Annotated in this window: 12 protein-coding genes; 2 read left to right on the forward strand and 10 right to left on the reverse strand. The window is 70.6% G+C overall.

Features of this window, described 5'->3' with window-relative positions:
- Positions 1–70 precede the first annotated feature (70 nt).
- From ACZ60T_RS06615 to ACZ60T_RS06655, 9 genes are all read right to left on the reverse strand, one after another.
- The gene (locus tag ACZ60T_RS06615; RefSeq protein WP_469664950.1) at positions 71–670 is read right to left on the reverse strand and encodes a TetR/AcrR family transcriptional regulator; all 600 of its coding nucleotides are present in this window, start codon (positions 668–670) and stop codon (positions 71–73) included.
- A gap of 9 nt (positions 671–679) precedes the next feature.
- Entirely contained in the window at positions 680–1,717 is a 1,038-nt protein-coding gene (locus tag ACZ60T_RS06620; RefSeq protein ID WP_469664952.1) for an agmatine deiminase family protein, read from the reverse strand.
- Positions 1,718–1,727: 10 nt separating this feature from the next.
- Positions 1,728–3,410 carry an urease subunit alpha gene (locus ACZ60T_RS06625; RefSeq protein ID WP_469664954.1) on the reverse strand — a complete coding sequence of 561 codons (1,683 nt, stop codon included), beginning with the start codon at positions 3,408–3,410 and terminating at the stop codon, positions 1,728–1,730.
- 76 nt (positions 3,411–3,486) lie between these two features.
- Positions 3,487–4,167: an urease subunit gamma gene (ureA, locus tag ACZ60T_RS06630; RefSeq protein ID WP_365622730.1), complete on the reverse strand. Its 681-nt coding sequence runs from the start codon at positions 4,165–4,167 to the stop codon at positions 3,487–3,489.
- A gap of 212 nt (positions 4,168–4,379) precedes the next feature.
- Positions 4,380–5,462, reverse strand: coding sequence for a branched-chain amino acid aminotransferase (locus ACZ60T_RS06635; RefSeq protein ID WP_469664956.1), 1,083 nt, complete (start codon positions 5,460–5,462; stop codon positions 4,380–4,382).
- Between the two features lie 290 nt (positions 5,463–5,752).
- A complete protein-coding gene (locus ACZ60T_RS06640) occupies positions 5,753–6,796 on the reverse strand; it encodes a 3-isopropylmalate dehydrogenase (RefSeq protein WP_469664958.1) in 1,044 nt (347 codons plus the stop codon).
- 163 nt (positions 6,797–6,959) lie between these two features.
- Positions 6,960–7,091 (reverse strand): hypothetical protein, encoded by a 132-nt coding sequence (locus ACZ60T_RS06645; protein WP_289734387.1) that lies wholly within the window; start codon positions 7,089–7,091, stop codon positions 6,960–6,962.
- 323 nt (positions 7,092–7,414) lie between these two features.
- Positions 7,415–9,046 (reverse strand): L-glutamate gamma-semialdehyde dehydrogenase, encoded by a 1,632-nt coding sequence (pruA, locus tag ACZ60T_RS06650; RefSeq protein ID WP_469664960.1) that lies wholly within the window; start codon positions 9,044–9,046, stop codon positions 7,415–7,417.
- Between the two features lie 38 nt (positions 9,047–9,084).
- Positions 9,085–10,011: a proline dehydrogenase family protein gene (locus ACZ60T_RS06655; RefSeq protein WP_365622720.1), complete on the reverse strand. Its 927-nt coding sequence runs from the start codon at positions 10,009–10,011 to the stop codon at positions 9,085–9,087.
- Between the two features lie 163 nt (positions 10,012–10,174).
- Here ACZ60T_RS06655 and ACZ60T_RS06660 point away from each other — a divergent pair, with 163 nt between their 5' ends.
- Positions 10,175–11,374 carry a PucR family transcriptional regulator gene (locus tag ACZ60T_RS06660; RefSeq protein ID WP_469664963.1) on the forward strand — a complete coding sequence of 400 codons (1,200 nt, stop codon included), beginning with the start codon at positions 10,175–10,177 and terminating at the stop codon, positions 11,372–11,374.
- A 4-nt stretch (positions 11,375–11,378) separates the two neighbouring features.
- Here the strand turns inward: ACZ60T_RS06660 and ACZ60T_RS06665 are convergent, their stop codons facing one another.
- Positions 11,379–11,990 carry a TetR/AcrR family transcriptional regulator gene (locus ACZ60T_RS06665; protein ID WP_469664965.1) on the reverse strand — a complete coding sequence of 204 codons (612 nt, stop codon included), beginning with the start codon at positions 11,988–11,990 and terminating at the stop codon, positions 11,379–11,381.
- A 109-nt stretch (positions 11,991–12,099) separates the two neighbouring features.
- Here ACZ60T_RS06665 and ACZ60T_RS06670 point away from each other — a divergent pair, with 109 nt between their 5' ends.
- Complete coding sequence (locus ACZ60T_RS06670; RefSeq protein ID WP_469664967.1) at positions 12,100–13,656, forward strand: MFS transporter; 1,557 nt, start codon at positions 12,100–12,102, stop codon at positions 13,654–13,656.
- Positions 13,657–13,681 lie beyond the last annotated feature (25 nt).

Raw genomic sequence — 13,681 nt, forward strand, 5'->3', positions numbered from 1 at the left:
GTTCATTGCGTTCTCGGCGCGGGTGCGGATCATCCACGCGAGAGCGGATCATTCGGCCGGGAGCGGTCGCTCACGCGTGCGAGAGTACGGCGTCGTCCACGAACTCCCGTACGTGCCGCAGCACTTGTTCCCGGTCCGTGCCGCGCAGGCCGATCGCCACATGGATGGAGAACCCGTCGAGGAGGGCGCGCAGCCGGGTGGCGAGGCGGTCCGGGTCGAGCCGCCGGAACTCCCCGCGCGAGACACCTTCGGCGAGCAGCGCCGCGAGGTCGCGGTGCCAGGCGCCCTCGATGGCGGCCTGCCGCTCGCGGGCATCGTCGGCGGCGGTCTGCGAGCGGTTCCAGACCTCCAGCCAGAGCGTCCAGTGCGGGTCGCGCGGGCCGTCGGGCACATACAGGTCGACGTACGCGTCCAGCCGTTCCCGGGCCGAAGCCGTGCGGCTGAGCAACCGGCCGCGTTCGGCGCCGAGGCGGCCCTCGCTCCACTCCAGGGTCTGGAGCAGCAGTTCGTCCTTGGAGCGGAAGTAGTAGAGCAGATGCCCGCTGCTCATCCCGACCTCACGGCCGAGCGCCGCCATGGTGAGCTTCTCCAGACCGCGCTCGGCGATCATGCCCATGGCGGCGGCGAGGACGTCCTCACGTGGCGGCGCGTTCCTGCGGGCACCGGCCATCTGCGGCTCCTAGATCTTCGGCTGCTGTTGCGTGACGCAGTGGATGCCTCCCCCGCCGGAGAAGATCGTACGGGCGTCGACCAGCGTCACCGTCCGCTCGGGGAACAGCCGGCCGAAGATACGGGCGGCCGTCTCGTCGCGGGGGTCGTCGAAGCCGCACAGGACGACGCCGCCGTTGCAGAGGTAGTGGTTGATGTAGGAGTAGTCGGCCCAGCGGCCGTCGGCCTCCAGCACGGTCGGCGCGGGCACCTCGACCACCTCCAGGCGTCGGCCGCGCGCGTCGGTGGCGGAGCGCAGGATGCCGAGGATCTCCCGGGTCACCTCGTGGTCCGGGTGCGCCGGGTCCGGCTGGTGGTGGGCGACGACGACGCCGGGGCGGGCGAAGGCGGCGACGATGTCGACATGGCCGAGGGTGCCGTAGCCGTGGGGCGGATAGTCGCCGGTCAGACCGCGGGGCAGCCAGATCGCCTTGCGGGTGCCGAGGTGGGCGTGGATCTCCGCCTCGACCTGCTCCCTGGTCCAGCCCGGGTTGCGCTCGGGGCCGAGTTGCACGGTCTCGGTGAGCAGGACCGTGCCCTCGCCGTCGACATGGATCGCGCCGCCCTCGTTGACGAGCGTCGAGGCGTACGTCCACGCGCCCGCGAGGTCCGCGACGTGCGCGGCGATCTTCGCGTCGTGCTCCCAGCGGGCCCAGGGCTGGGCCCCCCAGCCGTTGAACGTCCAGTCCACGGCGGCCAGTTGACGCCCGTCGGTGAGGAACGTGGGGCCGATGTCGCGCATCCAGGCGTCGTCCAGGTCGCGTTCGACCGTCTCGACGCCCTCGCCCAGCAGGGCGCGCGCCGCCGCGGACTGGCCGGGGCCGCAGACCACGGTCACCGGTTCGAAGCGGCGTACGGCGCGGGCGACCGACGCCCAGGCCGCGCGGGAGGCGGCCAGGTCGTCCGGGTCCTCGAAGGTCGGGTTGGGGCCCGGCCACGCCATCCAGGTGCGCTCGTGCGGGGCCCACTCGGCGGGCATGTGGAAGCCGTCGGCGGCGGGAGTGTTCACAAGGGGGTCCTCAGAGGAAGTACAGGCGGTTGAGCGAGACCGAGTCGGCGGGCTCGGAGCGGAGCGGGTCGCCGTCGAGGGTGACCAGGCCGGTGCGCTGGTCCACCTCGACCGCTCCCGTACGGGAGTTGAGGCGCAGATCGGCGGGGCCGATACCGCGGGTGCCGCGGACGGCGACCCTGCGGCGCCGGGTCGGGATCCGGTCGTGGCCCTGGTCGAGGGCGGCTTGCGCGACGAAGGCGACGGAGAGATCCGCGGCGGTGGCGCCGTGCGCGCCGAACTGCGGTCCGAGCACCAGGGGTTCACAGGTGTCCGTGGCCGCGTTCGGGTCGCCGACCACGCCGTACGCGGGGAAGCCGGACTTCAGCACGAGCTGCGGCTTGGCGCCGAAGTACTCAGGGCGCCACAGCACGATGTCGGCGAGCTTGCCGACCTCCAGGGAGCCCACCTCGTGCGCGAGGCCGTGCGCGAGGGCCGGGTTGATGGTCAGCTTCGCCATGTACCGCAGGACGCGGGCGTTGTCGTCGTCCGGACCGTCGCCGTCCAGCGGGCCCAGCTCGGCCTTCATCTTCCCGGCCATCGCGAACGTACGGCGTACGGTCTCCCCGGCGCGGCCCATGCCCTGCGCGTCGGAGGAGGTGATGCCGATCGCGCCCAGGTCGTGCAGCACGTCCTCGGCGCCCATGGTCCCGGCGCGGATGCGGTCACGGGCCAGGGCGGCGTCGCCGGGCAGGTCGGTCTTCAGGTCGTGGACGGAGACGATCATGCCGTAGTGCTCGGCGACGGCGTCCCGGCCGAAGGGCAGGGTGGGGTTGGTGGAGGAGCCGATGACGTTCGGAACACCCGCCATCTTCAGGACGTTGGGCACATGCCCGCCGCCGCAGCCCTCGATGTGGAAGGCGTGGATGGTCCGTCCCTCCAGCACACCGAGGGTGTCCTCGACCGACAGGCACTCGTTCAACCCGTCGCTGTGCAGGGCGACTTGGACGTCATGCTCCTCGGCCACGCGCAACGCGGTGTCCAGGGCGCGGGTGTGGGCACCCATGTCCTCGTGCACCTTGAAGCCCGAGGCGCCGCCCTCGGCCAGCGCCTCGACCAGGGGCGCGGGGTCCGAGGACGAACCCCGGCCCAGGAAGCCGATGTTGACCGGCCAGGCGTCGAACGCGTTGAAGGCGTGGCGCAGCGCCCAGGGCGAGTTGACGCCGACGCCCCACACCGGGCCGAACTCCTGGCCGATGACCGTGGTCACACCGGAGGCCAGCGAGGCCTCCATGATGCGCGGCGAGAGCAGATGGACATGGGTGTCGACGGCACCCGCGGTGGCGATCAGCCCCTCCCCGGACACGATCGAGGTGCCCGTGCCGACGACGACGTCGACTCCGTCGAGCGTGTCGGGGTTCCCGGCCCGCCCGATGGCGTGGATCCGGCCCTCCCGGATGCCGAGGGAGACCTTCCGGATGCCGAGGGCCGCGTCGATCACGAGGACGTTGCTGATGACAACGTCACAGGTGGCGCGGACGGCCGCGGCCTTGAGGTGCAACCCGTCGCGGGCGGTCTTGCCGAAGCCGACGAGGAACTCGTCACCGTACTTCTGCGCGTCGGACTCGACCCGGACGACCAGGCCGGAGTCACCGAGCCGGACACGGTCGCCCGCGCGGGGGCCGTGGGTGGCGGCGTAGGCGTACGGGTTCATGGGGTGGCTCCCTGCGGGTGTCCGTACGGGGTCTTCGGGCGGCACCCCGAGGGGGTTCGGGGGGTTCGTACGGGGTTCATCGGTCCGCCCCCAGGTATCCGCAGGCGGCGGCCCTGCGCAGGGCCTCCTCCTTCGCGCCCGGCGCGTCCAGCGGCCCGTCGACCAGGCCCGCGAAACCGATGGCGATCCGGTCGCCGCCGATCGGCACGAGCCCCACCTCCGCGGTCTCCCCCGGCCCGAAGCGGACCGAGGACCCGGCGGGGACGGCGGGCCGCATGCCGTAGGCGCGCTCCCGGGCGAAGTCGAGTCGCGGGTTGGCCTCGAAGAAGTGGAAGTGGGAGGTGACGGACACCGGGACCGTGGCGGTGTTGGTCACGGATATCCGTACGACCGCCTCGGGTTCCGTGTGGGCGGGGCCGGGCAGCAGCGCGCCCGGCGCACGGTCGCCCGAGCCGCCGCCGAGGGGATCGGTGACCACCGCGAGCCGGGACCCGTCGTCGAAGACGGCCTCGACATGCACCTCGGTGACGACGTCCGCGACGCCCGGCAGCACGTCGTCCGGGCCGAGCGCGGAGCGGGCCGCCTCGACGGCCTCGGCCAGCCGTCTGCCGTCGCGGGCGGCCTCGCAGACGGTGTCCGCGATCAGCGCGGTGGCCTCCGGCACGTTCAGCCTCAGGCCCCGGGCGCGGCGGGCGCGGGCCAGCTCGGCGGCGCCGAAGAGCAGCAGCCGGTCACGCTCGGTGGGGGTGAGTCTCACGTCGCGATGCCTCCTTGCCGTACATGCGCGTGCGTGGCGCACATTTAGAACGGCACTCTAATCACGCAACACCCAATACGGAAGGCTTCGAGTGATCACATACGACAAGGTGTTGAGCGTCACTCAAACCCCCGGAGCTGTCCGTACACAACAGGGCCGCCCCGGACGCGATGTCCGGGGCGGCCCTGAGGGTGAGATGCGGCGGTTCAGATTCAGCCGAGGCGGTGCATCCAGCCGTGGGTGTCCTCGCGGGTGCCGCGCTGGAGGTCCAGCAGGGCCTCGCGGAGCTTGAGGGTGACCTCGCCCGGCGTCCCGTCCGACTGCTTCCACTCGGCGCCCTCGCGCTTGACCGTGCCGACCGGCGTGATGACGGCCGCGGTGCCGCAGGCGAAGACCTCCGTGAGGGTGCCGTTCTCGGTGTCGGCCTGCCACTGGTCGACGGAGACGCGGCCCTCCTCGGCCTCGTAGCCCAGCTCGCGGGCGACGGCGAGCAGGGAGTCACGGGTGACGCCCTCGAGGATCGAGCCGGTCAGCGACGGGGTGATGATCTTGTTCCCGTACACGAAGCACACGTTCATGCCGCCGAGCTCCTCGACCCACTTGTGCTCCACCGCGTCGAGGTAGCAGACCTGGTCGCAGCCCTTGGCCGAGGCCTCGGCCTGGGCGAGCAGCGAAGCGGCGTAGTTGCCACCGGTCTTGGCGTCACCCATGCCGCCGGGGACGGCACGGACGCGGTCCTCCGAGACCCAGATGGAGACCGGCTTCACGCCACCCTTGAAGTAGGCGCCCGCCGGGCAGGCGATGACGACGAAGAGGTACTCGTTGGCAGGCTTCACCCCGAGACCGACCTCGGTGGCGATCATGAACGGGCGCAGATAGAGGGAGGACTCGCCGCCGTGCGCCGGCACCCAGGCCTGGTCCTGCTGGACGAGGGCGTCGCACGCCTCGATGAACGTCTCGACCGGCAGCTCGGGCATGCCGAGGCGGTGGGCGGAGTGCTGGAAGCGCCGGGCGTTCTTGTCCGGGCGGAAGGTGGCGACCGTGCCGTCGGGCTGGCGGTACGCCTTGAGGCCCTCGAAGATCTCCTGCGCGTAGTGCAGCACATTGGTGGCCGGGTCGAGGGGGATCGGCGCGTACGGGACGAGCTGGCCGTCGTGCCAGCCCCTCCCCTCGGTCCACTTGATCGTCACCATGTGGTCGGTGAAGTGGCGGCCGAACCCGGGGTTGGCCAGAATCGACTCCCGCTCCGCGGCGGAGGTCGGGTGGGAGGAGGGCTTCAGCTCGATCGTCGTCATATGTGATGTGTCCTTCACCGGTTGTGTGTGACGGGCCGCGCTCGCGCCCGGACCGCGCAGGGGGCGAATGCGAGGACGTCCGAGCATTCCCTCATTCCGCGGCTCCGCGTCCGATTATCGCAATCGCGGTACCGGGACGGGAATGGCGTGAACGCGATCCCTGGAGATGTGCGTACTTGTGGGTACTTGTGTCCGGGGGTGGGTCGATGGTGGCACCCGGTGAAGGCATGAGGAAGCCGCCGGGCGCGATCACGACCCGGCGGCTTCCTGGAAGAGTGTGAGCGGTCGGGTCAGCTCGCTACGCGTACCGCGAGCGCGTCGCCGATCTCCTCGGTGCTGCGGGCGGGCTTGCCCACGCGCTCGGCGAGGTCGACGGAGACGGCGTCCTCGATCCGGGCGGCCTCGGCCTCGTGGCCGAGGTGGCGCAGCAGGAGGGCGACGGACAGGACGGTGGCCGAGGGGTCGGCCTTGCCCTGGCCTGCGATGTCCGGCGCCGAGCCGTGCACGGGCTCGAACATCGACGGGAAGTCCCCGGACGGGTTGATGTTGCCGGAGGCCGCGACGCCGATACCGCCGGAGATGGCGGCGGCCAGGTCGGTGATGATGTCGCCGAAGAGGTTGTCGGTGACGATCACGTCGAAGCGCTCGGGCTGCGTGACGAGGTAGATCGTCGCCGCGTCCACGTGCATGTACTCGGTGGTGACCTCGGGGAACTCCTGGCCCACCCGGTGGAAGATGTCCGTCCACAGATGACCGGCGTGCACCAGCACGTTGTTCTTGTGGACGAGGGCCAGCTTCTTGCGGGGGCGGGCCTGCGCGCGGGCGTACGCGTCACGTACGACGCGCTCGATGCCGAACGCGGTGTTCAGCGAGACCTCGGTGGCGACCGCGTGCGGGGTGCCGGGGCGGATCGTGCCGCCGTTGCCCGTGTAGGGGCCCTCGGTGCCTTCGCGGACGACGACGAAGTCGATCTCCGGCTGGCCCGCGAGCGGGGTCTCGACGCCCGGGAGCAGCTTGGAGGGGCGCAGGTTGACGTGGTGGTCGAAGGCGAAGCGGAGCTTGAGCAGGAAGCCGCGCTCCAGGACGCCGGAGGGGACCGAGGGGTCGCCGATCGCGCCGAGCAGGATCGCGTCGTGCCGCCCCAGCTGCTCCAGGTCGGCGTCGGTGAGCGTCTCACCGGTGGCGTGGTAGCGCCGGGCGCCGAAGTCGTACTCCTTGGTCTCCAGCTTCACATCCTGCGGAAGGACGGCGGAAAGGACCTTGAGCCCCTGGGCCACGACCTCCTGGCCGATGCCGTCACCGGGGATCACTGCGAGATTGATGCTGCGAGACATGACGGCACCGTACTCCTTGTCCCATGGAATGACATGCGCCGTCCGGGATGCGGACAGATACGTCCTGCTGGGTGCGTTCAGCGGTACGGGGTCCACCGGTGAAGTCGGCGGACCCCGTACCCCACCGGCACAAGGTGGGGGAAGCCGCGAGTGTCACCGCGGCTCAGTGGCCGGTTTCGCCGCCGTTGTCCCTGCGGTCGAGGGCGCGCTGGAGCGCGGCGGCGGCGTTCTTGCGGTCGGCCTCGGTCGTACGGGACACGTGGCGGACTCGGCGTCGGGCGGTCGTCTCGGCCATGGGGAATCGACTCCTTCAAGGCTCCGGGAGTACGGATGAGGGGAGACGCCGGAGGGGCGGGGAGCGGTGCCGCAGGGGTGGCCTGCGCGGGGCCCGGTCACGACCGCCATTCGCTTGATCGAGCGAGACGTTCGGCTTCCACCAAGCTAAGCGAGGACGGAGGATCTGTCTCCACCATTACTCGGACTTCCTACTATCTGAGACGGCGCCACTCGCCCCAGGTGGCCGACGCCACCTCGCCCGCAGAACCGGAGCCGGGAATTGGAGCCGCCCCCGTCCGCGGCCTGTGCCGTGAACGGGGGCGGAGTCGAGGCCCGAGGGCGTCAGCCCATGTGCGGGTACGCGTAGTCCGTCGGCGGGACCAGCGTCTCCTTGATGGCGCGGGTCGAGGTCCAACGCAGCAGGTTCAGGGGAGCGCCCGCCTTGTCGTTGGTGCCGGAGGAACGGCCGCCGCCGAAGGGCTGCTGGCCGACCACGGCGCCGGTCGACTTGTCGTTGATGTAGAAGTTGCCCGCCGCGAAGCGGAGCTTCTCCATCGTGTACGCCGCGGCGGCACGGTCGTTGGCGATGACCGAACCCGTCAGGGCGTAGTCGGACACGGACTCCATCTGGGTCAGCATCTCGTCGTACTTGTCGTCCTCGTAGACATGCACGGCGAGCACCGGGCCGAAGTACTCGGTCGTGAAGACCTCGTTCTCCGGGTCGGAGCACTCGATGACGGTCGGGCGCACGAAGTAGCCCACCGAGTCGTCGTACGAGCCGCCCGCGACGATCGTGCAGGCCGCGTCCTCGGCCGCGCGGTCGATGGCGGCCTTGTTCTTGGCGAAGGCACGCTCGTCGATGACGGCGCCCATGAAGTTCGACAGGTCGGTGACGTCACCCATGGTCAGACCGTCGACCTCGGCCGCGAACTCCTCCTTGAAACCGGAGTTCCAGATGGAGGCCGGGACGTACGCCCGGGAGGAGGCCGAGCACTTCTGGCCCTGGAACTCGAAGGAGCCACGGGTCAGAGCGGTCTTCAGCACCGCGCGGTCGGCCGACGGGTGGGCCACCACGAAGTCCTTGCCGCCGGTCTCGCCGACCAGACGCGGGTAGGAGCGGTACTTCTCGATGTTGGTGCCGACCGTCTTCCACAGGTACTGGAAGGTCCGGGTCGAACCGGTGAAGTGGATGCCCGCGAGGTCGCGGTGGTTCAGGGCGACGTTGGAGACCTCGACACCGTCACCGGTGACCAGGTTGATGACGCCCTTGGGCAGGCCCGCTTCCTCCAGGAGCTGCATCAGCAGCACGGCGGCGTGGGTCTGGGTCTGCGACGGCTTCCAGACCACCACGTTGCCCATGAGGGCCGGGGCGGTGGGCAGGTTGCCCGCGATCGCCGTGAAGTTGAACGGGGTGATCGCGTAGACGAAGCCCTCCAGCGGACGGTGGTCCATGCGGTTCCACACGCCCGGGGAGTTGGCCGGGGGCTGCTCGGCCAGGATCTGGCGGGCGTAGTGGACGTTGAAGCGCCAGAAGTCGACCAGCTCGCAGGGGGTGTCGATCTCCGCCTGCTGGGCGGTCTTCGACTGGCCGAGCATGGTGGAGGCGGCCATGGTCTCGCGCCACGGGCCGGCCAGCAGCTCGGCGGCGCGCAGGATGATCGCCGCGCGGTCGTCGAAGGACATCGCGCGCCAGGCCGGCGCGGCGGCCAGGGCCGCGTCGATGGCGTCCTGCGCGTCCTGCTCGGTGGCGTTGTGGAACGTACCGATGACGGACTTGTGGTTGTGCGGCTGCACGACCTGGTGCGCCTCACCGCCGCCCATGCGCTTCTCGCCACCGATGGTGCACGGCAGGTCGATCGGGTTCTCGGCCAGCTCCTTGAGCTTGGCCTCGAGACGCGCGCGCTCGGGCGAGCCGGGGGCGTAGCCGTGCACCGGCTCGTTGACAGGGGTGGGGACCTGGGTCACAGCGTCCATAGGTTCCGAGACTCCTTACTGAGCGGGGTGGGGCGGGTTCAGCCCTTGCTGACCATCGAACGGAGGAAGAAGCGCAGGTTCGCCGGCTTCTCCGCCAGGCGGCGCATGAAGTAGCCGTACCAGTCGGTGCCGTACGCCGTGTAGACACGCATCCGGTGTCCCTCGGCGGCCAGCCGCAGGTGTTCGTCGCTCCGGATGCCGTACAGCATCTGGAACTCGTACTCGTCGAGCTTGCGCCCGGCGCGCCGACCGAGGTCCTGCGCGATGGAGATCAGCCGCGGGTCGTGGGAACCGACCATCGGGTATCCCTGGCCCTCCATGAGGATCTTCAGGATACGGACGTACGCCTTGTCGATCTCGGCCTTGTCCTGGTACGCGACCGACGCGGGCTCCTTGTACGCACCCTTCACGATACGCACTCGGCTGCCGGCCGCGGCGAGGCGGCGGGCGTCGTCCTCGGTACGGAAGAGGTAGGCCTGGATCACACAGCCGGTCTGCGGGAAGTCCTTCCGCAGCTCCTCGTGGATGGCGAACATCGAGTCGAGGGTGGTGTGGTCCTCGGCGTCCAGCGTCACGGTGGTGCCGATGGCGGCGGCGGCCTCGACCACCGGGCGGACATTGGCGAGGGCCAGCTCGTGGCCGCCCTCCAGCGCCTGGCCGAACATGGACAGCTTGACGGACATCTCGGCCTTGGTGCCGAGGTCCAGCTTCGCGAGGTGCTCGATCAGCATCAGGTACGCGTCGCGCGCGGCGGCGGCCTGCTCCGGCGTGGTGATGTCCTCGCCGACGACGTCCATCGTCAGCTCAAGACCCTTGCCGGTGAGGTCCTTGACGATCGGAACGATCTCGTCGACGCTCTCGCCGGGGATGAAGCGGTCCACGACCTGCTTGGTCACCGGCACCGCGGAGATCAGGCGGCGCATCCGGTCGCTACGCGACGCGGCGAGAATCACGGGACCCAGCACGGGGCACCTCCACACATTCATCAGGAGGCCGATCCCGAGCATTCGGTCGGGTACGGCACGAAGAACCACTGTGAAAGCTACGGATCGCCGCGATCGTGGACCATCGACACCTGTCACGCATCCGTGCCCTGGATCTCATACATCCGTATGAAGGCAAAGGAAAATGCGGGAGAATGCCCGTGTGGCGGATGTTTTCAAGTCAGGCCGGGGTGACTACCAGGAGCTCGTCGACGAGATCTCGGCGCTGCTCGGCGCCCCCGCGACCTTGGAGAACCGGGACTTCGAGCTGATCGCCTTCGCCGCGTACGACAGCGAGGGCGACTTCGACGAGGCGTCCCTCGACCCGGTCCGCACCCGCTCGATCCTCACGCGCCGCTCCCCGGCGGCGGTGCGCAGATGGTTCGAGGGGTTCGGCATCGCGCGGGCCACGGGCCCGGTACGCATCCCGCCCACGCCGGAGGCGGGCGTGTACCGGGGACGGATCTGTCTGCCGGTACGCCATCGGGGTGTCGTCCTCGGCTATGTGTGGCTGCTCACCGACGAGCCGGGCCCGTCCGAGACCCTGCTGTCCACGGCGATGGAGGTCACCACCCGGATCGGGGCGCTGCTCGCGGACGAGGCGAAGGCGGGCGCGGACCTGACGCGCGAGCTGCGCGCGGTCCTCACCGCCGAGCGCGGCTGGCAGCAGGACATGGCGGTGGCCGAGCTGCGTACGGCGCTGGGGGTACGGGGCGACGGTCTGCACACGGTGGTGTGTGTGGCCCCCTGGCTCTCGGCCGACCCGGACGATGCCCCTTCGGCCCGTACGATCCCGGCGGCGACCGCGCGGTGCACGGTGCCCTGGGGCGCGGCGGGCCAGAGCCTGGCCCTGCTGGTGCGGCTGCGCTCGGCGGACGTACTGACCCCGGCGCTGACGGCGGCCTCGCGCCTGCTGCGGGAGACCGGCGGCGGTCAGGCCGCGGCCGGGGTCGCGGGCGCCCGCCACGGTCTCGCGGAGCTGGGCGCCGCCTGGCGGGAGGCCTCGGCGGCGGCCCGCGCGGCCCTGGCGGAGCCCCGGTTCAGCCCGGTCGCCCAGTGGTCGGCCATCGGCCCGTACCGCCTGCTGACCGCCCTCCCCGCGGACTCGCCCCACGACCCCGCCGTCCAGGCTCTGTTGGCCCCGACCCATCGCGAACTCGCCCGTACCGCCGAGGTGTTCCTGGACTGCGCGGGCCAGGCGGGCCGCACGGCCTCGGAACTGGGTATCCACCGCCAGACCTTGTACTACCGCCTCTCGCGCGTCGAACAGCTCACGGGGCTCGACCTGGACGACGGCGAGGACCGGCTGCTGCTGCACATGGCGTTGAAGAGGGCGCGACTGTAGCGGGTCAACTCCCCTGGTGGCTCCGCCCTGTTGAGTCTGCCGCCGCCATCACCCGGCGCAGTCCCTCGGTGAGTTGAGCGGCGTCGGTGGCCGTGTCGGGGTCGAAGAGCCACTGCACCATGAGGCCCTGGAGCACGGTCTGGTAGAGACGGCCCTCGGTGTCCACCGTCTCCTTGTCGACCTCCGCCTCCGGGATGTCGGTGAACAGCGGGACGATCCCCGAACGGCCCTCCTCCTGCGCCGCGGCCAGCAACTTGCGTACCTCCGGCACCCGTTCGCCCTGGAGGATCAGCTCGAAGCTCAGCAGCCAGATCGCGCGTGACTCGGGCACCGAGCGAATGATGTTCGTCCACACCTCCTGGAAGCGCTCCAGCGACCCGGCCGCCGTCCGCGAGGTGTCGCTCGCTCCCCAGCCCGGCCCGTAACCGCCGCTCATCCCCTCGATGAGGGAGACGTACGCCTGCACCAGCAACGCGTCCTTCGACCCGTAGTGGTAGCCGATCGAGGCCAGGTTGGTCCCCGACTCCTTGACGATGTCGCGCGCGGTCGTGCGCACGAACCCCTTCTCCAGCAGGCAGCGCTTGGCGCCCTCGAGCAGATCCTCACGGTGTCCCATGCCGTTCAGCCTACCGGGATCCATACGACCGTCCCATACGCACGTCTCAAACGCCCGTCTCATACGCTCGTTCTAGACAAGCGTCTAAGACATGCGTACAGTCCCTGCCATGACGAACCCGACGAGCACCACCCCGACCGCTCCCACCCGTGCCGGTCGTCGCGAATGGACCGCCCTCGGCGTGCTGATGCTGCCGCTGCTGCTGGTCTCGATGGACGTCTCCGTCCTGTACTTCGCCATCCCGAAGATCAGCGCGGACCTGGAGCCGAGCGGCACGCAGCAGCTCTGGATCTTCGACATCTACGCGTTCGTCCTGGCCGGGCTGCTGATGACGATGGGCGCGCTCGGTGACCGCATCGGCCGCCGGAAGTTACTGCTCTTCGGCGCCGCCGCCTTCGGTGCCGCCTCGCTGATCGCCGCGTACGCGAACAGTGCCGAGACCCTCATCGCGGCCCGCGCGGTCCTCGGGATCGGCGGCGCGACTCTGATGCCCTCGACCATGGCGCTGGTCCGCACGATGTTCACCGACCCCGGTCAGCGGGCGAAGGCGATCGGGCTGTGGTCCGGGGTGATGACCGGCGGTATCGCGCTCGGCTCGGTGCTCAGTGGTGTCCTGGTGCAGTACTTCTGGTGGGGCTCGGTCTTCCTGGTCAATCTGCCCGCGATGGCACTGCTGCTGGTGCTGGGCCCGATCCTGCTGCCCGAGTCGAAGAACCCGGCGCCCGGCCGCTTCGACCTGATCAGCGTGCCGCTGTCGATGGCGGCGGTACTTCCCGTGATCTACGGCCTGAAGAAGATCCCCTCGGAGGGCGTGCACCCGCTGTACGTCGCCTCGATCGTCGTCGGCCTGGTCTTCGCCGCGCTCTTCGTCCACCGTCAGCGCACCGCGGCCTCCCCGATGATCGCGCCCGCCCTGTTCCGCGGCCGTGGCTTCGCCCCCGCCGTCGTCCTCAACCTCGTGTCCGCCTTCGCCATGATGGGCTCGGCGTTCTTCACCACGCAGTACCTGCAATCGGTGCTCGGCAAGAGCGCGTTGGAGGCGGCGCTGTGGTCACTGCTGCCGTCCGTGCCGATCGGGGCGGCGGCTCCCGTGGCGGCCGTGCTCGTGCAGAAGGGCGTCAACCGGGCCCATGTCGTCATGGCGGGCTTCGTGATCGGCGCGGCGGGCTACGGGATGCTGGCCCTGGCCGGGACGGACTCGCTGTGGCTGGTGCTGGCCGCGTGCGGGGTGCTGGCCTCGGGGATCGTGATGGTCATGTCCCAGATGAACGATCTGGCCCTGGGCGCGGCCCCGGTGGAGCGGGCGGGCGCGGCCTCGTCGCTGCTGGAGACGGGCTCGGAGTTCGGCGGCGCGCTGGGCATGGCCGTCCTCGGCTCCATCGGCACGGCGATCTACCGCCAGGGGATCCCGTCCTCCGCGCCGGCCCCGGCCCATGAGACCCTCGGCGGCGCGCTCCAGGTCGCGGGGCATCTGCCGGGACGTACGGGCGAGGCCCTGGTGACGGCGGCGCGGGCGGCCTTCACCGACGGGATGCACGGCGCGGCGCTCGCGGGTGCGGCGGTGCTGCTCCTCGCGGCGCTCGCGGCGCTGCCGCTGCGCCGGATCCACGTCCGGCAGACCGAGACGGTCCCCCAGGACGAGGCGGCGGCGAAGGCCACCGTCTGAGCGTCACCTCGTACGCAGAACGCCG

The organism is Streptomyces sp. NPDC104371, assembly GCF_055583785.1.

Excerpts from the sequence above, each read along its gene's own strand:
- ACZ60T_RS06625 (WP_469664954.1), bottom strand. The coding sequence starts at position 3,410 with ATGAACCCGTACGCCTACGCCGCCACCCACGGCCCCCGCGCGGGCGAC.
- ACZ60T_RS06660 (WP_469664963.1), top strand. The coding sequence starts at position 10,175 with ATGCGGGAGAATGCCCGTGTGGCGGATGTTTTCAAGTCAGGCCGGGGT.
- ACZ60T_RS06670 (WP_469664967.1), top strand. The coding sequence starts at position 12,100 with ATGACGAACCCGACGAGCACCACCCCGACCGCTCCCACCCGTGCCGGT.
- ACZ60T_RS06645 (WP_289734387.1), bottom strand. The coding sequence starts at position 7,091 with ATGGCCGAGACGACCGCCCGACGCCGAGTCCGCCACGTGTCCCGTACG.
- ACZ60T_RS06635 (WP_469664956.1), bottom strand. The coding sequence starts at position 5,462 with ATGACGACGATCGAGCTGAAGCCCTCCTCCCACCCGACCTCCGCCGCG.
- ACZ60T_RS06640 (WP_469664958.1), bottom strand. The coding sequence starts at position 6,796 with ATGTCTCGCAGCATCAATCTCGCAGTGATCCCCGGTGACGGCATCGGC.
- pruA (WP_469664960.1), bottom strand. The coding sequence starts at position 9,046 with ATGGACGCTGTGACCCAGGTCCCCACCCCTGTCAACGAGCCGGTGCAC.
- ACZ60T_RS06615 (WP_469664950.1), bottom strand. The coding sequence starts at position 670 with ATGGCCGGTGCCCGCAGGAACGCGCCGCCACGTGAGGACGTCCTCGCC.
- ACZ60T_RS06665 (WP_469664965.1), bottom strand. The coding sequence starts at position 11,990 with ATGGGACACCGTGAGGATCTGCTCGAGGGCGCCAAGCGCTGCCTGCTG.